This is a genomic window from Rhizobium sp. UBA1881 (genome assembly GCF_002338015.1).
GTDB lineage: Bacteria > Pseudomonadota > Alphaproteobacteria > Rhizobiales > Rhizobiaceae > Rhizobium.
The window spans coordinates 1-19,806 of record NZ_DDHH01000115.1 but is presented as its reverse complement, the minus strand read 5'-3'; the positions used below and the strand labels follow the sequence as shown (position 1 = coordinate 19,806).

The 19,806-nt window shown below is 60.3% G+C and carries 19 protein-coding genes; 8 read left to right on the top strand and 11 right to left on the bottom strand.

The genetic code is table 11. The features are described 5' to 3' along the window. Nucleotides 1-19: 19 nt before the first annotated feature. Nucleotides 20-622 (bottom strand): ANTAR domain-containing response regulator, encoded by a 603-nt coding sequence (locus B3605_RS14105; RefSeq protein WP_112943240.1) that lies wholly within the window; start codon nt 620-622, stop codon nt 20-22. Between the two features lie 425 nt (nt 623-1,047). Here B3605_RS14105 and B3605_RS14100 point away from each other — a divergent pair, with 425 nt between their 5' ends. Continuing rightward, the gene (locus B3605_RS14100; RefSeq protein WP_296434557.1) at nt 1,048-2,994 is read left to right on the top strand and encodes a methyl-accepting chemotaxis protein; all 1,947 of its coding nucleotides are present in this window, start codon (nt 1,048-1,050) and stop codon (nt 2,992-2,994) included. Nucleotides 2,995-3,132: 138 nt separating this feature from the next. On the opposite strand, the gene B3605_RS14095 is transcribed toward B3605_RS14100, so the two are convergent. The 3 genes from B3605_RS14095 to B3605_RS14085 form a co-directional block, all read right to left on the bottom strand. Next, complete coding sequence (locus tag B3605_RS14095; protein WP_296434555.1) at nt 3,133-4,599, bottom strand: MDR family MFS transporter; 1,467 nt, start codon at nt 4,597-4,599, stop codon at nt 3,133-3,135. Between the two features lie 216 nt (nt 4,600-4,815). Further along, nucleotides 4,816-5,577 carry an alpha/beta fold hydrolase gene (locus B3605_RS14090; RefSeq protein WP_296434554.1) on the bottom strand — a complete coding sequence of 254 codons (762 nt, stop codon included), beginning with the start codon at nt 5,575-5,577 and terminating at the stop codon, nt 4,816-4,818. A 47-nt stretch (nt 5,578-5,624) separates the two neighbouring features. After that, entirely contained in the window at nt 5,625-7,397 is a 1,773-nt protein-coding gene (locus B3605_RS14085; protein WP_296434551.1) for a cytochrome c biogenesis protein DipZ, read from the bottom strand. Nucleotides 7,398-7,706: 309 nt separating this feature from the next. On the opposite strand from B3605_RS14085, the gene B3605_RS14080 reads away from it, so the two are divergent. From B3605_RS14080 to B3605_RS14065, 4 genes are all read left to right on the top strand, one after another. Next, nucleotides 7,707-8,747, top strand: a complete 1,041-nt coding sequence (locus B3605_RS14080; protein ID WP_296434549.1) for an alpha/beta fold hydrolase — start codon at nt 7,707-7,709, stop codon at nt 8,745-8,747. Between the two features lie 97 nt (nt 8,748-8,844). Continuing rightward, nucleotides 8,845-9,585 (top strand): response regulator, encoded by a 741-nt coding sequence (locus tag B3605_RS14075; protein ID WP_112943234.1) that lies wholly within the window; start codon nt 8,845-8,847, stop codon nt 9,583-9,585. Next, nucleotides 9,582-10,898, top strand: a complete 1,317-nt coding sequence (locus B3605_RS14070; RefSeq protein WP_112819777.1) for an ATP-binding protein — start codon at nt 9,582-9,584, stop codon at nt 10,896-10,898. The genes B3605_RS14075 and B3605_RS14070 overlap by 4 nt, the downstream gene beginning before the upstream one ends. 188 nt (nt 10,899-11,086) lie before the next feature. Further along, nucleotides 11,087-11,503: an organic hydroperoxide resistance protein gene (locus B3605_RS14065; protein ID WP_112819775.1), complete on the top strand. Its 417-nt coding sequence runs from the start codon at nt 11,087-11,089 to the stop codon at nt 11,501-11,503. 120 nt (nt 11,504-11,623) lie between these two features. Here B3605_RS14065 and B3605_RS14060 read toward each other — a convergent pair whose 3' ends face one another. Continuing rightward, nucleotides 11,624-12,550 (bottom strand): LysR substrate-binding domain-containing protein, encoded by a 927-nt coding sequence (locus B3605_RS14060; protein ID WP_296434546.1) that lies wholly within the window; start codon nt 12,548-12,550, stop codon nt 11,624-11,626. Between the two features lie 101 nt (nt 12,551-12,651). On the opposite strand from B3605_RS14060, the gene B3605_RS14055 reads away from it, so the two are divergent. Together B3605_RS14055 and B3605_RS14050 are read left to right on the top strand one after the other, a co-directional pair. Continuing rightward, nucleotides 12,652-13,443 (top strand): SDR family NAD(P)-dependent oxidoreductase, encoded by a 792-nt coding sequence (locus tag B3605_RS14055; protein ID WP_296434544.1) that lies wholly within the window; start codon nt 12,652-12,654, stop codon nt 13,441-13,443. A 9-nt stretch (nt 13,444-13,452) separates the two neighbouring features. Then, nucleotides 13,453-13,755: a putative quinol monooxygenase gene (locus B3605_RS14050; protein WP_296434542.1), complete on the top strand. Its 303-nt coding sequence runs from the start codon at nt 13,453-13,455 to the stop codon at nt 13,753-13,755. 132 nt (nt 13,756-13,887) lie between these two features. Here the strand turns inward: B3605_RS14050 and B3605_RS14045 are convergent, their stop codons facing one another. Beyond that, a complete protein-coding gene (locus B3605_RS14045) occupies nt 13,888-15,069 on the bottom strand; it encodes an acyl-CoA dehydrogenase family protein (RefSeq protein WP_296434540.1) in 1,182 nt (393 codons plus the stop codon). 296 nt (nt 15,070-15,365) lie between these two features. Between B3605_RS14045 and B3605_RS14040 the strand changes: the two genes are divergently transcribed. Beyond that, nucleotides 15,366-16,754 (top strand): FAD/NAD(P)-binding protein, encoded by a 1,389-nt coding sequence (locus tag B3605_RS14040; RefSeq protein WP_296434538.1) that lies wholly within the window; start codon nt 15,366-15,368, stop codon nt 16,752-16,754. A gap of 58 nt (nt 16,755-16,812) precedes the next feature. Here the strand turns inward: B3605_RS14040 and B3605_RS14035 are convergent, their stop codons facing one another. The 5 genes from B3605_RS14035 to B3605_RS14015 form a co-directional block, all read right to left on the bottom strand. Then, nucleotides 16,813-17,040: a hypothetical protein gene (locus tag B3605_RS14035; protein WP_296434536.1), complete on the bottom strand. Its 228-nt coding sequence runs from the start codon at nt 17,038-17,040 to the stop codon at nt 16,813-16,815. A gap of 87 nt (nt 17,041-17,127) precedes the next feature. Further along, complete coding sequence (msuE, locus tag B3605_RS14030; RefSeq protein ID WP_112943228.1) at nt 17,128-17,688, bottom strand: FMN reductase; 561 nt, start codon at nt 17,686-17,688, stop codon at nt 17,128-17,130. A 159-nt stretch (nt 17,689-17,847) separates the two neighbouring features. Next, a complete protein-coding gene (locus B3605_RS14025; RefSeq protein ID WP_296434534.1) occupies nt 17,848-18,090 on the bottom strand; it encodes a hypothetical protein in 243 nt (80 codons plus the stop codon). A gap of 679 nt (nt 18,091-18,769) precedes the next feature. Then, nucleotides 18,770-19,546 (bottom strand): inositol monophosphatase family protein, encoded by a 777-nt coding sequence (locus B3605_RS14020; RefSeq protein ID WP_296434585.1) that lies wholly within the window; start codon nt 19,544-19,546, stop codon nt 18,770-18,772. Beyond that, a partial coding sequence (locus B3605_RS14015) for a hypothetical protein (protein ID WP_296434589.1) occupies nt 19,476-19,806 on the bottom strand: 331 nt, incomplete at its 5' end. The genes B3605_RS14020 and B3605_RS14015, both read right to left, overlap by 71 nt.

Genomic DNA, 19,806 nt, shown 5'->3' with positions numbered 1-19,806 from the left:
ATATGATAGGCGCCAACACTCACATCAATAGCCCGGCGGCCGTGATGACGCTTTGGGCGATATCGGCAATCTTCTTCTTCTCGTTCATGGCGGTCTGGCGCAGAAGCACGAAGGCCTCGTCTTCCGACAGGCCGCGCATCTTCATCAGGATGCCCTTAGCGCGATCGATAACCTTGCGCTCCTCAAGCGCCGACTTCGCGTCCGCCAGCTCGCGCTGCAGGCGGTTGAAGGCGTTGAAACGGCTGACGGCCATCTCGAGGATCGGCTTCACCCGCTCCTTTTTCAGGCCGTCAACGATATAGGCGGACACACCGGCATCAACTGCGGCAATGATGGAATCCTCATCGGACTTGTCGACGAACATGGCGATTGGACGTGCCACGGCCCGGGAAATCTGAAAGATGCTCTCAAGCATGTCGCGATTAGGGTTTTCGATATCGATGACGATGACATCGGGATTAACCTCCTCGATGCGCCGCGCCAGACCATTCATGTCGTCGACGACCGTCACCCGCTGATATCCGGCCTCGCGCAGCCCCAGTTCGATGATGGAGGCCCGAATGCTGTTCTCATCGATAACCAGCACATTGAGGCTGGGCTTGGCAGGTTGAGGCGTTGCCACTGGCAGTCAGCATTCCGTTCACGAGGGTGTCAATCTTGCTGGTCTGGAATGCGTGAGATCGGCCGAAAAATCAAGCAAATATTGAATTGCGCAAAATATAGGCATTCAGTCTCGAGGCTGGGGCCATCAAGCACTGCCCCAGTGTTGCGCATTGCCGCAGTCGTCATGCGCCACAGCCAGGTCCCGTCCCGTGTCACGCCGGGGCGTTACCGTAAAAAGATGAAATCTTTAAAGCTTTCGTAAGCTAAAGGGACGACAAATTTGCATCGGCAGTCTGGGAGGAGCTATTCGCCATGAGGGTGGGAGTTTCGCTGCCATGATCCTTCGTCTAACGGCAAATGCTTATGTCACGCCTCGGCTGCGGTATCGCGGCTTTGTGCGCTTCGATGACAGACGGCGATGCCGGCGTCCCCTCAGGCCTCCCAATGAGTCTTCTCCAAAACACTAGAATTCGCACGAAAATTGTCGCCGTGATTGCCTTGATGGGTGTCACCGCCATCGCCGGACTTGCCTATGTCAGCATGCAGTTCAAAAATGCCGACAGCCGCTACGCGAGCTTCCTGTCGCACGAGAGCATGGCTGCGACCCTCAATGCCCGAGCTACTGGTGGACTGTTGCAGCTTGGCTTCCAGCTAGGGCTGATGATGATCAACGATCCCGCGTCGCCGGAATTCGCATCATCGATCAAGATCTATAATGACAATCTCGTCTTGATGAAGGAGCGCGTCGCAACGACCGGTCGTCTGGTGGAATCGCGCGCAGAGCCTGCCGCGAAGATGTTGACCGCGATCTCTGCATTCGATGAACTCGCACAGCAAGCCATCACTCTGGTCAAAGCGGGAAAACGCGACGAAGCCGTTGTGGTCATGCGCGAAGCCGGCACTCGGTTGACGGCTATTCTCCCATTGTTTGCCGGTGGCAATGACCAGCTGATCAAGATGATGGAAGAGGGCACGGCTGATCTCCAGGCGACGACAAACCACACGATCGTAACCGGTCTGTCGGCACTGGGTGTCGCGCTGGTCGCGATCGTCTTTCTCGGCCTCTTCGTTGCCGCGCGCGGCATAACAGTGCCGATCGATCACCTGCGGGAACGCATGAAGGCACTGGCAGCTGGTGACACGGCAAGCGAGACGCCCGGGCTGGATCGCAAGGACGAGGTTGGCCAGATGGCTGCTGCGGTTGCCGTATTCCGCGACAATGCACTGGAGCGCTCGCGCCTTGAACGCGAGGCAGATGAAGGACGTTCGCTTTCGGAACAGGAGCGTCGTGCACGTGAGGCCGCCAAGGAGCAGGATGCAGCCAACACCAGGCAGGCCGTCGAAGCACTTGCACTTGGTCTGAGCCGCCTTGCCAACGGTGACGTCTCGTACCGCATTTCCGAGCCGTTCGTGGATCACCTTGATGCGCTTCGCAACAGCTACAACGTGTCGCTCGACAAGTTGCAGGCAGCACTTCAGGAGGTGGGCAAGAACGCGGGCGTGATCAACTCCGGTGCCGCCGAAATTCGCTCCGCCGCCGACGATCTCGCTCGCCGCACCGAACAGCAGGCCGCGTCACTGGAAGAGACCGCTGCGGCACTGGAACAGATCACCACGACCGTGCGCGATTCCACCAAGCGGGCGGAAGAGGCAAGCGTGCTTGTCGAGCGCACACGCTCTGGCGCCGAGAAGTCGGGCGGCATCGTTCGCAATGCCGTTGCCGCCATGAACGAGATCGCCAAGTCGTCGAGCGAAATCAGCAACATTATCGGCGTAATCGATGATATCGCGTTCCAGACCAACCTGCTTGCGCTGAACGCAGGGGTTGAAGCGGCGCGCGCGGGCGAAGCCGGCAAGGGTTTCGCAGTCGTCGCCCAGGAGGTTCGTGAACTTGCGCAGCGATCTGCCAAGGCCGCCAAGGAGATCAAACTCCTGATCACGACCTCCGAGAACCAGGTCAACACCGGCGTCAATCTCGTTGGTGAAACCGGTACGGCGCTCGTGCAGATCGAAGCAGAGGTGACCGAGATCACCAGGCACGTCAGGGCCATCGTCGAAGCGGCGCGCGAGCAGTCAACAGGCATTCAGGAGATCAACACCGCGGTCAACACCATGGACCAGGGCACGCAGCAGAACGCAGCCATGGTTGAAGAGACGAATGCGGCCAGCCACAGCCTGGCGAAGGAGGCCAGTGCGCTGAACACATTGCTCGGTCAGTTCACACTTGATCAGCACAGCCGCCGACCCATACAGGCGTCGCTTGGTTCCGTGACCGAAGCTTCGCGGCCCGTGGCGTCGCCGGCGCGGGTTTTGACCCAGCGCTTGACGTCCAGCTTCAGGAGCGGGAACGCCTCTGTCGCCGCAGCGCAAAATGACTGGGAAGAATTCTGATCACGCTGTCGCCCTAATGCAGCAAGACGTCGCGAAAAACTTGGATCGGCCAGCGAAGTGGCCGATCCAACAATCGTGTGCTGGCCGGAAAAGGCGCTGAGTAACCACGCCGAAATGACGGTCTTGCGTGGTCGGCAATCAGGCGCGCTTCGGTTCAGCTTGCGGTGCTTGCTGCTGTGGTACCAGCAGGCATGCCGGCACGATCAGGATGGCAATAAGCATCATCACCATGAAAGTCGCGTGCAGCGCCTGTTGCAATGCCAGGCGGATCTCATCGCCGCCGCCAAGCACCGTGCCGGAACCGTTTAGCAAAGCCCGCAATTGCTCAGGCGTGATCGCCTGCCCATTGTTGGCGTGCGCCAGGCCATAGGTCAAAACCGCACCTAGGACCGCGGCGCCAAGCGTGCTGCCGAGATTGCGCGAAAACACGTTGGAAGCAGTAGCGCTACCGCGATCGGACGCGCCGACGCTCTCCTGCGTGAGGATGAGGGCGCCAATGTTCATCAAGCCCATTCCAAAGCCCATGATCAGGGAGCCGGCAGCAGCAAGCACCGGGGAACTCGACGGCGCCAATAGCACGAGCAAGCAGGTTCCGACTGGTATGAACAGGCTCCCGACGATCATGATCGGTCGCAGACCGAAGCGGGAGAACTGACGTGATGCGATCGTTGCGCCACAGGGCCAGCCAAGAAGCAACATGGTCAAGGCGAAGCCGGCGACAAGCGGCGAGCGGTCGAGCACCGTTTGCACGTACATCGGCAGAAAAGTTGTGAGACCCATGATCGACATGCTGGCGAAGAAAACTGCCAAGTTGGCGAAGGCGATCGGGCGTCTCAGCCATAAATCGGGGGCGACCATCGGCGCTTCTGCGCGGCGCTCCTGCCAGATGAAGGCTACCAGGGCGAACAGAAAGATGACGAAGGCTCCAATGGTATAGCTGGAGAGGCCGTTCTCCACCTCGGTGAGCGCGATCATCAGCGCGGAAATCGACACTGCGAAAAGCGCGGCACCGACAACGTCAATGGAGACGACACGCGGACGCTTTTCTTCATGCAGGAACAAAATGAAGCACAGCGCCGCCAGAAGACCCACGGGTATGTTGATCCAGAAGATCCAGGCCCATGGTAGGTTGTGAATGATGATACTTCCAAGAAGCGGCCCGACGACGGCAGACAGCGCCCAGACGCTTGCCAGATATCCCTGTACCTTGCCACGCTGATTGCCCGGGAAAAGATCGGCCACCACGGTCATTGCGACTGGTTGAAGGGCGCCGGCACCGATCCCCTGCAGCAGGCGAAACGCGATCATCGAAGGCATCGACCACGCGAAACCGGCGAGTATGGATGCCAGCATAAACAGCGCGATGCCGACCAGCAGCATCGGCTTGCGGCCGTAGATATCGGCGAGCTTGCCGAAGATCACGGTCGTCGCGGTCTGTGTCAGAAGGAAGGACGAAAAGACCCAGGAGTAGAGATTGATTTGGCCGAGCTGGGCTGCGATCTGCGGCATTGCCGTCGAGACGATCGTCGCTTCGATGGCGATCATCGCCATGCTTGCCATGATCGCGACAACGACCAGTCCGCGGTGCGAAGTTCTTTGTGTCATAGGAGGCTTTCGAGGCAAACGTCGGCGTAGGCGAAGAAGCGCGCGGCGCCGACGGTTATTGGGTAGTGCCCTTACTATTCCTCGCAGCCGCCGCGTCAAGGGGATTTGGCTGTGAACTTGTCGTGAGTGGTTAGATGAACGGGAGAGGGGAGCGCGTTGTCGTAGCGCTCCCCTCCATCGTCTTTCGCGTCCGGATGACTGACTAAGACCTGGAGCTTACCTCAAAGCCGCGTGTGCGGCGGCTTCGATCACGGCCGCGACCTTGTCTGGCTGAGAGGCGAAGACCGCGTGGCTTGCCTTGATCTCCGTCACCGTACTTCCCGCGCGCTTTGCCATGTCACGCTCGAGTTCGGGATTGATCGAGCGGTCGTCTGTCGCAACAACGGACCAGCTCTTCTTCGACTTCCAGGCCGGATCATCGCCGATCTTCGCGGCAAAGGCCTGCTTTGCTGCGAAGACCTGTGATTTTGCCAGGAACGCAGCTTCGCTTTTCGGCAAGTCGGCGGCGAAGTCGTTGGCGAAGGCAGTGGGGTCAAGGTAGAGATATTGCCCGTCCTTCGTCTCGCGGATGTTCATGCCGCCAGCCGGCTTGGAGCTTGCCAGCGACAGCAGGCTTTCGCCCTTGTCCGGCTGGAAGGCCGCCACATAGACGAGGCCCGCGACATGTGCGTTGCGACCGGCCTCGGTGATGACCATGCCGCCATAGCTGTGGCCGACGAGCAGCGTCGGGCCGTCCTGGAGGTCGAGCACGCGGTTGGTCGCGGCAACGTCATCGGCAAGCGAGGTGATCGGCTCCTGCACGATCGTGACGTTGAAGCCGCGATTCTCCAGGATATCGGTTGCCTTGCGCCATCCGGAACCATCGGCAAGCGCGCCGTGGACGATGACGATGTTCTTCACCTCGGCGGCCTCGGCCGCGTAGGCGACAACGCTGGTGGCGAATGCAAGGGCGAGGGTGGCGATAATACGGCGGTTCATGAGTTAGTCTCCTTTGGATCGATATTTAAGATCGGGTAGGGGTAGGTTCAGCCGAAGGTGAAGGCGTAGGCTTCGACGCCGGGATCGAGAAAGCGGATCTGGAAGTTGTGCGCCTCGACGTCGCCCGCCTGGCGGACGAGTTGATAGAGCCTGGTTGACGTCACCGTGCCGTTGCCATCGGCGTCGGTATCCGCCCCGTGGTCGACACCAGGCGCCTTTCCGTCGATCGTCACCTGGAAGCGCACAGGCTTTCCCGATGCATCCGGACCGAGGACAAGGTGGAGATCACGGGCACTGAACCGGTAGGCAATGCCGCCATCCGACTGCTCGAGCGTTGCCTGCTCGCGGCCGATCGTCCATGCGCCCGACAGCCCCCATTCGTTGAGGCTAAGATCGCCGACCGAGTAGGTTCTGTTGGCGTCTTCGTGCAGACCCTCCGGCGAGGCGAAGTTGGTGGCCTGCTCGTAGCCGATGTAGGTCTCGCCGGAACGAATATCCTTGAGATCAGGGCTTGCTTCCGCGCCCTTGGCATTCGGAGTTACCGTGCTCGCGGCCTCTTTCGCGCTGCCGGTTTCGTGGATCAAGTCCTGGATCGCTTGCTCAGTCTGGCGATAATTGCCTTCGCCGAAGTGGTGGTATCGGATCTGGCCCTTGGCATCGATCAGGTAGTGGGCGGGCCAATAGTTGTTCTCGAAGGCGCGCCAGATCTTGTAGTCGTTGTCGATCGCGACGGGGTAGGTGATCTTGGCGTCGGCGACGGCCTTGCGGACGTTGTCGATCTTCTTCTCGAAGGCGAACTCCGGGGCGTGCACGCCGATCACGACGAGGCCCTGATCCTTGTACTTCTCGGCCCAGGCGCGAACGAACGGCGTGGTGCGGATGCAGTTGATGCACGAGTAGGTCCAGAAATCGACAAGAACGACCTTGCCGCGGAGCTGTTCGGCGCTCAGCGGTGGCGAGTTCAGCCACTCCACGGCACCGTCAAGCGATGGCGCAATACCTTCGACCGGCAGGTTGGCCTGAAACGCCAGATTGCCGGCGGCGGCGGTCATTGCACCGTTGCTGGCGACCTCGGTGGGGGCGGGCAGATCGCGCTTTGCGTTGAAGCGGTCGAGGACTGCCTGTTCGAAGGAGGTGGTGCTGGCGTAGGAGAGCCGTGCAAGTAGTCCGGTATCGGCACCGAGCGCGATTGCGGCGACGCCAGCAAGAACGGCTGCGCCGAGAATTTGGCGAACGCGCTCGCTGACACCGAGCGACTGCTTCATGCCGGCAAACACCTTGCCTCCGATAAGCAATGCAACGGCAAGCGAGGTCGCGGCACCGGCTGCGTAAGCGATGAGCAGCAAGGTCGTTTCGAGATTTGCGCCCTGAAGTGCTGCACCCGTCAGAACGAGCCCGAGGATCGGACCTGCGCAAGGTGCCCACAAGAGACCGGTCGCGATACCAAGGATCAGCGAGCTCAATGCCGTCGGCGCTGCGCCCGGCTTGCCCGAGGCCTTCACCAGCCGGTTGCCGAAATCCACGACCGGCTGCGTGATCGTGCTTGCGACACGCGGCGAGAGCAGGCTAACGCCGAAGACGGCGAGCAGAGTGAGTGCCGTGAGCCGACCGTATTCATTGGCGTGGATCGCCCAGCTGCCACCCACAGCCGCAAGCGACGCCACAACCGCGAAGGTGGCGGCCATGCCGATCAGCATCGGCAATGTGCTGCGGACAAACGGCTGGCCGGCGCGAGCGAAGACGAAGGGGAGAATGGGCAGGATGCAGGGGCTGAGAATGGTCAGCGCCCCTCCGAGATAGGCAATGATAAGAAGCGTCATCGTCGTTTCCTTTGAAACCAGGTGCGATGCTGAACGGACACTGGTTCGATCAGCAGTGACAGCAATCTGTTGTGACGACGTATCCGGGATGTGTCTGGCCTCTAGGAGAAGTGTGTCTAACTGTAGCGATCGCGGGCCGAGCTACAGAGCGAAACAATCGGCGGCGGAAGGGCTTGGCGATTGTATCTTAATGTATCCAGACGGGCCGCCGCTACAGTCGCATTCAATAACGGTCCGCTGGCGACACATCGGGGATACACGGCGCCGGCTTTATCGTGAGCATAGTCAGCACGGACAGGAGAGAGATCCATGACCAATTTAATCAACCTCGATCGCCGCCGCTTCTTCGGCATCGCCGCAATGACCGTCGCCGCCGTCGAATTCGGCGCCACAACGCTGGCAAACGCGCAGACCGCGGCCACCTCGTCCGCAAAGAAGGTTGGTGGGCACCAGTCGTTCGAAGCGCTGAAGCAGATCAACGCAGGTGTGCTTGATATCGGCTACGCCGAGGCCGGCCCGGCAAACGGTCCGGCCGTTCTGCTCCTGCATGGCTGGCCTTACGATATCTACAGCTATGTCGACGTCGCGCCGATCCTCGCCAAGGCTGGATACCGCGTCATCGTCCTTTACCTTCGCGGCTACGGCACCACCACATTCCTCTCCAAGGATACGCCACGTAACGGCCAGCAGTCCGCGCTTGCAGCAGACATGATCGCGCTGATGGATGCGCTCAAGATCGAGAGCGCGATTGTGGCAGGCTACGATTGGGGGGCGCGTACCGCCGACATCATGGCAGTCCTCTGGCCGGAGCGTTGCAAGGCGCTGGTTTCGGTGAGCGGCTATCTGATCGGCAGTCAGGAGATCAACAAAAAGCCGCTCGCGCCCAAGGCCGAACTTGCCTGGTGGTATCAGTTTTATTTCGCCACCGAGCGTGGCCGCGCCGGCTATGCGGCCAATACCCGCGATTTCGCGCGGCTGATCTGGCAAACTGCGTCCCCCACCTGGAAGTTCGACGACGCGACCTTCGACCGTTCGGCTCCCGCATTCGACAATCCCGACCACGTCGACATTACCATCCATAACTATCGCTGGCGTCTCGGCATCGTCGAAGGCGAAGCGAAGTATGATGCCTATGAAAAGAAGCTGGCCATGGGGCCCGTCATCACCGTGCCTGCTATCACCATGGAAGGTGACGCCAATGGCGCGCCTCATCCCGACCCGTCCGCCTATAAGGCCAAGTTCTCCGGCCATTACGAGCATCGCAACGTAACCGGTGGCATCGGGCACAATCTGCCGCAGGAAGCACCCGAGGCGTTTGCCAAGGCTGTGATCGACGTGGCCTCGTTCTAAAGCGATCGGCCACCTGCGAGAAATCTCCTTTACTCGCGGTGGCCGACGCGAAACTAATAGCTGACTTTAAGGCCGCGAATCGTGTGAAAGACGAGACATGGAGCACATCGACCATATTTTGATCGTGGATGACGATCGTGAGATTCGCGAGCTCGTATCGAGCTACCTGAAGAAGAATGGCTTGCGCACGACCGTCGCAGCCGATGGCCGCCAGATGCGCAGCTTTCTGGAAGGCAACTCCGTCGATCTGATCGTGCTCGACGTGATGATGCCGGGTGACGACGGTTTGGTGCTGTGTCGCGAACTCAGGGCCGGAAAGCACAAGGCCATACCCGTTTTGATGCTAACGGCGCGCGACGACGAAATGGACCGGATTATCGGCCTTGAGATGGGCGCAGACGACTATCTGCCGAAGCCCTTCGCAGCACGTGAGCTTCTGGCGCGCATCAAGGCGGTGTTGCGCCGGACGCGCATGCTGCCGCCCAATCTCCAAATCACCGAGGCCGGTCAGCTCTTGTCCTTTGGCGACTGGCGTCTCGATACCGTCGGCCGCCATCTGCTCGACAAGGAGGGGACAGAGATCGCCTTGAGCGGCGCCGAATACCGGCTGCTCCGGGTCTTCATCGATCACCCTCAACGCGTCCTCAACCGCGACCAGCTGCTCAATCTCACGCAGGGCCGCGATGCGGAGCTGTTCGACCGCTCGATCGATCTTCTGGTGAGCCGCGTGCGCCAGCGGCTGGGCGACGATGCGCGCGAGCCGACTTATATCAAGACGGTGCGCGCCGAAGGCTATGTCTTCTCCGTTCCGGTTGAAATATCGGAGCCGAGGACATGAGCGAGGCGCGCGCTCGCATCGGCTGGTGGCCGGGCTCGTTGCGCTCCCGGCTCTTTCTCATCCTGTTTGCCGGTCTGGCAATCGCCTATGGCCTGTCGTTCAGCATCCTGTTTGCCGAACGCTATATGTCGGCCAAGGCCGTCATGCTGGGCACGCTGGAAAGCGATCTCGCGACCTCGATCGCCGTTATCGACCGTCTGCCTGCCAATGAGCGGGCCGATTGGGTCGATCGCCTTAGCCGCGGCAATTATCGCCTCGTTCTTGGTCCCGGCTTGCCTGGCGTTTCCGACATGTCCGGCCGGGGCGCCGAGATCGCGGAACGGGTAGAGGAAGCGGCGGGTCGCAAGTTTCCCCTCAAGGTCGAATCCATCCCAGGTGACGGCAAGAGACTCCAGGCCCATCTGACGTTGTCTGATGGTGCGCCGCTGACGATTGACGTCACGCCGCGTGGCGTCATGCCGCTGGCCGAATGGCTTCCCTATGTCTTCGCCGCGCAGATGGCGCTTCTCGTCATATGCACCTGGTTTGCCGTGCGCCTGGCCATCCGCCCGCTAAGCGCGCTTGCCGCCGCCGCCGATACGCTTGATCCGGCCCAAAAGGGCGAGCCGATGAGCGAGCGGGGGCCGAGCGAAGTCGCGCACGCTGCCCGCGCCTTCAACGCGATGCGCGACCGTATCGGGCATTATCTGGAGGAGCGCGTACAGATCCTCGCGGCGATCTCGCACGACCTGCAGACGCCCATCACACGCATGAGGCTGCGCGCCGATATGGCCGACGACACGCCGGAGAGAGACAAGCTCGTCAACGACCTGCGCGAAATTGAGCGACTGGTGCAGGACGGCATAGCCTATGCGAGAAGCTCGCATGGCAATGGCGAAAAGAGTTCGCGCATTGATCTCTCTTCCTTCATCGACAGCATTGCCTACGACTATCAGGATACGGGAAAGGCCGTAACCGTGCTCGGCGTCGTTCAAGGTACAGTGTCGACGAAGCCGCATGCTCTGCGACGAATTCTCACGAACTTTATCGACAATGCCATCAAGTTCGCTGGCAGCGCCGACATCGCTGTCGAGCGGAGCGGAGAGGGCGATGTCGTCGTCACCATTTTGGATCGCGGGCCGGGCATCCCCGACGATATGCTTGAGAGCGCCATGCAGCCCTTCTTCCGTGTCGAGACGTCGCGCAACCGCGACACAGGCGGGACAGGGCTTGGACTGGCGATCGCCCAGCAGCTTGCCGGAACGATCGGCGGCTCGGTTCGGCTCTACAACCGCACGGACGGCGGTTTGGCGGCGGAGATCCGGCTCCGCTAAAACCGATCGCTTCGCCGATCATCGGGCGCTTTTTGTAAGGCTGAATGTCTGCGAAGCCGCTGCGTACGTTCTGATACACTTCCGGCATTTTCCGAAACATGCCGGATACGCGGATCCATCAAAACACTCCCTGTCAGCCAACGTCGCCCAAGCGATGAAAAAAGGCGACGCAACATAAGGAGTGTTCCATGACCAAGATCGATACCGTTCTCTACACCGGCAAGACCCACACCACAGGCGGCCGCGAAGGATTTGCCCGCAGCGACGACGCACAGCTCGACATTCGCCTGTCGCCTCCCGGCAGCGGCAAGCCGGGCACGAATCCCGAGCAGCTGTTCGCGGCCGGCTGGTCGGCTTGCTTCATCGGCGCGATGACCAAGGCCGCCGGCAAGCGCCAGCTCAGGCTCCCGGCCGAGACGGCGGTCAACGCGGAGGTTGATCTCGGAACCACCGACGGCGCCTATTTCCTGCAAGCGCGTCTGGCGATCAGCCTGCCGGGAATCGATCCCGAACTCGCCCGCGCGATTGTCGACGATGCGCACCAGACATGCCCCTATTCGAAGGCAACGCGCGGCAATATCGCCGTCGAGCTGACATTGGTCTAAGTGGACGGCAAGGGAGACATTACAATGAAGATAGCTGTCTTTGCGGTCATGATCGCGGCGGTCCTCGCATCGCCCTGTATCTACGATGTCATGTCGAACGAGCCATCCCCCTTGCTGTGGTCATCGGTTCGCCTCTCCATGGAGCAGAGGCGAACCGGCCAGGGTGACGACCATGTGCTCTATAAAGGCCCGGACGCGGTGGGGCAGCGGGCCGCCGCCCACGTAGACCGCGTGAACCAATTCCAGGTCTCCTGGATTGTGTTCCTCGAGCAGCGGCACCAGGCGTCCGGACCTGATGTCGTCCGCCACATGAAACAGACCAATGCGGGCGATGCCAGCGCCCGCGAGCACCATCTGTTTCATCGTCTCGCCGTTGTTGACCACGATACTGCCCTTTACCGGCTGGCCGACCTCGCGTCCCGCGACGCGAAACGGCCATGACGGTCGCGCGCGCCGGAAATTGAATGTCAGGCAGTCGTGCTGTTCGAGATCCCCCGGCGTTGCCGGATATCCGCGCCGTTCGAGATAGCTTGGCGCGGCACAGACCACGCGTCGGCTTTGTCCCAGTTTGCGGGCGATCAATCCGCTGTCTGGCAGATTGCCCATCCGGATGGCGACGTCGGTCTGTTCGGCCACCATGTCGACGATGCTGTCGGTCAGGCTGAGATCGACGATCAGATCGGGATTGCGGGCAATGAAATCCGGTATGGCCGGCACCACGAACATCGTACCGAAGGGAATGGTCGCATTGATCCTGAGCCGCCCCCTCATCGCACCGCCCGCGGCCTCCTGATCCGCATCGTCAAGCTCCTGCAGAATTTTCAGCGCTGCATGGTGATAGGCTTCGCCTTCCTCGGTCAGGGTCAAGGCGCGGGTCGTGCGCAACAGGAGCCGCGTGCCGAGCCTGGCCTCCAGACGCGCGATCAACTTGCTGACCGCCGATGGGGTGAGATCGAGATTGCGGGCAGCGGCGGAGAAGCCGCCATCGCTCACAACGCGCGCAAACACTTCCATTTCACCGGAGCGCTCCATCAGGACGCGTGGCATTGATGATCCTTGTTCACAGGTGCATGTTCTCGCAAAGCAATAGTTCATTCGGCGGCAAAGTCATAGATTGTGTTCACCAACACAACACATGGAGCCCCGCAATGGACCTGCAACTTACCGGAAAGTCCGCACTCGTGACCGGCGCCACCGCCGGCATCGGTCTTGAAATCGCCCGTGCTCTCGCGGCGGAAGGTGCGCGCGTCATCATCACCGGGCGCGACGGCGCCAAGCTCGACGCGGCGGTCGCCGCCATTAGGGCAACCGGAAAATCGGACGTGAGCGGATTGCTCGCCGATGCCAGCAGCGCCGAAGGTGCTCAAATCATCGCCAATGCGGCGCCTGCGGTCGATATTCTTGTCAACAATCTCGGCATCTACGAGAGCAAGGCCTTCGGCGATATCACCGACGCCGATTGGAGCCACCTCTTCGACGTCAACGTCATGAGCGGTGTACGTCTGTCGCGGGCATATCTTCCCGGCATGCTGGAGCGCAACTGGGGGCGTATCATCTTCATCTCGAGCGAATCCGGCCTCGCCATTCCGCAAGACATGATCCACTACGCAACGACCAAAACTGCCCAGCTGTCGATCTCGCGCGGATTGGCGCAGCTGACGCGCGGCAGCAACGTCACGGTCAACTCGGTCCTGCCGGGGCCGACGCGTTCAGAAGGCATCGAGTCGTTTCTGCGCAGCCAGGCCAGCGATCCGTCTGCACCGATCAAGCAAATCGAGGCCGAATTCTTCGCAACCGCGCGTGCCGCTTCGATCCTGCAGCGCATGGTGGATGCCGAAGAGGTGGCCAACCTCGTCGCCTATCTCGCCAGCCCTCGCTCATCGGCCACGAACGGCGCTGCGCTGCGTGCCGAAGGCGGCCTCGTGAACACCATCGCCTGAGGACGATCGATGGCCAACGAACCATTGACCATTATCGCCATCACCACCGCCAAAGCGGGCAAGGAGGCGCTTCTTGGTGAAGCCCAGGAAAAGCTTGTTACCGAGACGTTGGTCGAGGACGGCTGCCTAAGATACGAACTGCACCAGTCGCTCGATGACGGACGCGTTCGCATTTTTGTGGAGAGCTGGGAGAGCGAAGAAACGTGGCGCGCTCATATGCAGGGCGCCGCGATGCGGCGTTTCCGGTCGTTTGGCGCTGGCGACTACTTCGCTGATTTCGCGCTTCACCGAATGACCAAGATTGCCGGCTGAAGTCGGTTGCCCAGCATGCAGGGCCACAAACCCACAGCGCCGCGCAATTGTGCGGCGCTCAGGAGCAGGAGGTACGCGATAGCAGGACAAAGAGCATTCTCTTGCCCGATGTCAGTCTATCGTCACGTCACTCTATAGGCCCAAACCGCTGCTCGGCGGTGTGATGCCGTTGAGATGATATTGGCCGAGGGCGGCGTGATATCTTCTGTGCGCGGGATCTAGCTGTGCGCGGATGCCGGTCTCCTGACGGAGCCGAGTGAGGCCGGCATCGGCGGCTGACGCTGCGGCGAGTTCGACCAAGGCTTCAGCGGCGTCTATGGCAATCTCCGACGTGAGAATCTTGGCGGCGCCCGCAGCGAGCGCGGCAGCCGTCACGTTTTCCTCGGTCGTCTCGATCTGTGCGATATCGACCTTCAGGCCTGCGCTCTCGATCAGGGCAGTTACGGCCTCCAGCCGGACCGCCAGCGCTCCGATGCGGGTGATGGACCGAGCGTCTCCCGAACTCTCATGGGTGCCGCCATGAACCGATGATCGGGAGTGCATTTTGGTGCTCTCAATGACCTGCGAGAAGCTCCTTCGAGCGATACCGAGATCGACGCTAGCCTCAAGGACCTGACCCAATGCGCCCAACGTCGTTGGCCGCTCAAAACTCTTGTAGTGCGCGATGACGGCGTCCGCATGGATGTAGACATGGTCCAAAACCGCCGCGCCGCTGGCAGTGCTCGTTTCTTCTGTTCCATGTTGGACGAACGATATGGTCAACCTGTCCTCTTCGTTCAGCGCGACGATAGCAATCCAATCCGCAAACGCCGCGCTTGCGTCCTCGCCTCCGCAACCGTTGACGCGATAGCCCAACCCATCTCGGGTAATTCTGATATCTTCATTGGCGAGGGTCTTTGAACCGCGCTCCGACGGGACACTGGCGAACCTGTCACCGGCAAGGGCACGTGCGAAGAAGTAGCGCTTCTGTTCCTGCGTCCCGTCGGTTCTCAGCGTCTCAAGAATGTAAAAATGGTTCTCCACGATCCGGCCAATCCGCCCATCAGCTTGCGAGAGGATCGAGGTGATCTTCGCGAGAACCGCGTTGGATATATCGATGCCGCCATATTCCGGAGGAACGGTAATTCCTAGCAGGCCGGATTGCGATATCGCGTCGGATTCACTGCCGCTCGGACGCCGACACTTATCGGGCGCCGACGCCATTTCCCGATAGCGGCAGGCGAACTGGTTTGCTGTTGCGATCGCTTCTTCTTCGCTTGCCAGTCGGGCAGTCAGCTGGCTAATTCGACCCGTTGCATGAGGTATTCTGTCCATCTCGTGCTCTCCCAGGCTGAGATCACTATGGATGAAAGATCGGCGAGCGAAAGAAAAGAACATTAAATCCATAAACTATCCGAGGCGAGAAAAGTCATTTCTTTGGCGTCGCTGATTGTGCGCCGCTAAGGACTGGGAAACCGCCCTGCGCCCGTTGCCGCATTTGCCCCAATCGCGGCCTCTCAAAAAGAGCTTGCCTTCACAATCATAATTTCTATGCTTTTGGTAGACGATATGCCCTAGCCCGATCCGAGCCGGTGCATGCTGCCGGACCAATGCAGGAAAGGAACTGACGCATGACACAGCTCCCCTCCAGTTTTTCGGGACAAACGCGAAATCTGCAGACACGTTCGCTGTTCAAGGTCGCGATCGTCGGCCGCGGCTTCACCGGCATTTTGACGGCCATTGCGCTGCTGAGGACGGTCAAAAGGCCATTCCATCTTGTCATGTATGACCCGCAACAGACGGTTGATCTCAGCAGGGGCGTAAGCCAATCGGCAACGACGTTACTCAACAGCCGGGTTCGCGACCTGTCCGTCGATCCGGTGGTTCGCGACGACTTCAGTAGATGGCTCGAGGCCGAGCAGACGCTTGGAGATGGCGCCGACGATGAGGGGGCGGGACTGGATCAATCCTTCGTGCCTGGGGAGCTGTTTTCCCTGTATGTGCATCAGCGCTTCTCCGAAGTGCTGCAAAATAGGACCGACGTCGTCGTGCAGATCTGTCCCGAGATCGTGACGAGCTTGGATCATAGCGTGGAACAGGGATTTTCGCTTTCGTTTGGCGACCGGCAGAGCGCCCGTTTCGATGCGGTCTTTCTCGCTACGGGCTATGGGTTGCGTGAGAATCCGACGGGAGGGCAGGTAGACCCCAGTGGTGATAATGTCGTCGTGATCGGTGCCGGTGTCCGTGCGGTCGATCGGGCCCTTCGCCTGTTGGCAGACGGTCAGGCAGGACACGTAACGTTGATATCGGCTTCAGGTTTCCTGCCGCAATCACATGCCCGCTCGGCCGTGGTGCCGATCGTGTCCGATGAGCCGTTTCCCCGCACGCTTCGCGGTGCCTTCAGGCACCTGCGTCGGGCGGCGGAGGCTGCCAATGCCGATGGAACTGGCTGGCAGGGCATCATGAATGGCTTCAGGCTGCGGGCTCATGATCTGTGGCAAGAGCTTAGCGAGGAGGAGCGCGGCCGCTTCAAGCGCCATGTGCGCGCAATATATGATAGCCATCGTAACCGTCTGCCGCCTGAGCATTTTGAGCGACTTCATCAGGCCATCGCAGATGGTGCTATCACTCTGCGCAAGGGCAAGGTCGAACGCATCGCGACGAATGGGGTGCTTTTTTCAGGACCGGCTGGCCTCGAGGTGCTCTACGCCAGCAGGGCTGTCGATTGCCGGTCGCGGCCAACGGATCTTGATTCTCCGCTCTATCGTTCCGTGTTGCGCGCCGGCCTTGCAAAACGTGACGAGGTCGATCTTGGTATTCTCGTCGATCGCTGCGGCCGCGCGGCCTCGGGACCGCAGCGCTTTCATGGGTTGTTTGCCATGGGCCCGCTCGGCCTGGGTAGTCTGCCCGATATTGACTTGGTGCCGGAGATCGTTACCCAAGGACATGTTGCCGCTGCCGCGCTCGACAGCTGGATCCAAGAACTCTCGCTTGCCGAGCAAGGCAGGGTGGATGAATAGAGCAGGAGCTTTTTGCCACCTGCGGAGTGTGTGATATCTACCGAGCGACGCTCCCGCTTCAGCAGGAGTTACGATAACGCACCACGCCTTTGCAGCGCGCAAGATGAGGGATGCTCCTTGCCCCGGGCCGGGCGTCCCAGATCGTCAGCGCGTCCAGGCGAACAAGGCGCTCCGGTAGGAACTGCGTTTCATCTTTGGGCGAGAAGCAGTCGATTTCGAGCTCGTCGCCGGATAAGGCGGCCTCGAGGTCGCGCCTGCGTAACATGTGGTTGGTAATACCGACCACATGTTTTTTGCCCTGCCATAGCTAACCCGGTTCCGGCTATGCCTTGATATCTCGAAGAAGTGCACCGCCAAATGCGATAGCTGTCGACTATTCCGCGGCGATTGCCGTGGGCGCCGAGCGCGTGCGCACCAGCGCCGCGGCTTGGACCAGCGCCTGTTCGACGCGGCCAGTGATCGCAGGCGAGGGGGCGCCATCGGTGAAGTCACGGCTCGACGCGTAGACGGCGGTTGGCACGACAAAAGCCTCGAAGAAGGCAAACAGCGGACGGAGCTGGTGTTCGACCATCAGCGCATGCCGGTCGCCGCCACCGGTTGCGGTCAGAATGATCGGCTTGCCGCGCAGATCGGCCGGATCGAGCAGATCGATTACATGCTTGAACAGGCCGGTATAGCTTCCCTTATAGGTCGGTGAGCCGATGACGAGGGCGTCAGCCTCGATGATCGCGCGGATCACCCCCTGCGCCTTCGTGTCGAGGTCCGCGATCGAACGCGCTGTGGCCAGCGCCGGACCGAAATCCTCGATATCGAAGACCACATGCTCCAGACCTGCGCGCTCAGCTAGTGAGGCCGTTACGTTTTCGACGAAGCGCTTCGTGCTGGAGGGTCGGGTGATGTTGCCCGAGAAGCCGACAATAAGATCGTTGCTCATCAAAGTTCCTTTCGCGGGCTTTCCCGCTTATTCGAGGGGTGCGGCTGGCCTGAAGGCCTGTCCGCGCATGCGGATGTTTCAGTGCAAGAATGTATTGCCTCGCCCAAAAATTATTCTCTGTTGCGTAGCAATGGTATGTCTGTTGTCCGGTGTTTCCGATCAGTCACCCCGGTGAGCCAGCTCTGATAGGACGTGTTCCAGCATCGAAATCGGCGTATCCTCTTGTCGCGCATTTTCTTGGAAGTTAAGCAGTGCCGAAGGGATAATGAAGGCAGGTGTTTCTATTTCTATAGAAAAGATAGAATAATTTGCTGCCTTGCGGTTTTGAGTGAAGTTGGAGATCGAACCGAGAGCTTGGCGTGCCCGAAAGCGAGATCCCAGCCCCGTCAAGGACTTTGCCAAGACTGTCGCCAAGTGGCCTGACGTTGTCGGCAAAGCCGAAGGCAGGACGCGGGTACAGCACCACCTCGCTGGCTGACGCAGTACCAAGGTCGGCGAGTGCGACGCAGTTCAAGTCGTCGGGCGAGCCAAGGCCTACCGATGGAGTCTTCAGATTCTGGGCTAGGTTAGCGGGACGAGTGCGCCGTCGGGCGCAATGGCGCAATGCCTTGGATGTGCCGGTTGAGTTCGTAGGCGACGTTTATTCGCTTAGCTGCTGCCGAAAGGAGATGATCATCTCGTATATTCTCGCGAGGTTATCGGTAGACGGTGGTTCTCCTCGTCCGAGGATGCTTTATCATCTGCGCCACTGCAACGAGATTGTTGCCGTTGGCGTAGAAAATGCCTCCCGTACGGATTTGGTCTCGCATGAGACTTGAGTGGCCCACAGCTTAAATTGGTCGTCAGGCAGGCAAGCTTGAGGTTGTTGCTTGGGACAGTCAATAACAACGTCCTGTCAAACGCGGTTGCGGCTGCGCGAAGTCGAATGTGCGATAACAATTCCAGTGGCCGCGGCGCGTCCCGCGCTTGCGCGCACGACCGCTATCGATACGCAAGCCGAGTGTGTCTCATTACAACAATGACGAGGGTTCGCCGGGTTGGCACCGCAACCGGCGTATCGCCTCACTGAATGTGATTGGAACTAGTTGCTATCAAATCCTTCGACAAGCCAAGGGTGCAGCGTGTTGTTGGCCGCGAGGATGTCGCCGTTCGACGTCACGGGGCCGCCCTTGAATGCCGATATCGTGCCGCCGGCTTCCGTTACCAACAGTGCAGCCGCCCCATAGTCATGTGGCGACAAGCCATCTTCAAAGAAACCGTCCAGACGGCCGCTTGCAACATATGCGATCGACAGTGCCGCCGAGCCCGCTCGCCGTACGCCGGCTGTGCTGCCCATCAATCTTTTCAGCGCGTCGAAATAGACGTCCGTTGAAACCGCCTTGACCTGACCGGGAACGGGCAGGCCGGCGCCCACGACGACGTTTTCGATATCGGAGTTGTCGATGCAGGAAATGCGCTCGCCGTTGAGATAGGCGCCACCACCAAGTTCGGCACTGAACAGCTCGTCAAGCATCGGATCATAGACCACGCCAGCACCGATCTGTCCGCTTTCGGCGATCGCAATCGTCATGCCGAAATGCGGGATACCCCAGGCGAAGTTGGTCGTCCCGTCGATCGGGTCGATGTAGATGATCGGCGCATCCGTTCCGACCACCCGGTTGCCGACATCCTCTTCGCCCTTGATCGAGTAGGTGGGGAATGCCGCGATCATGTCCGCCACGATGATCCGCTCGACGGCAACGTCGATCTCCGTCTGGTAATCGCGCGGCCCCTTTGACACCACATCACTAATACGCCGGCGCTGCAGCGACCGTCTGGCCGTTTCGCCGGCCTTTACCACCGTCGATGCGAGAGTGATCAGGCGAGGGGAGGCGTTTGGCGAAAGGCGCGCGGCTATTGGAGAGGATGTCATTAGGAACCCGGGTAATGAAACTACAATACAGCCGGAACGCATGGCAGAGCCGCGTGACGTTTTCGTGACGTGCGCCGCGCTTTCCAGGCATGATTTTGACGCCGGAGGCCACACCTCCAACCGGCTTGCGTGCGAATTGCTCCGGAGGCGACGGGGCAAATGCCGTGTGGCCCTGCGCGCACCGAAGGTTGCCTGGAGCGCGCTCG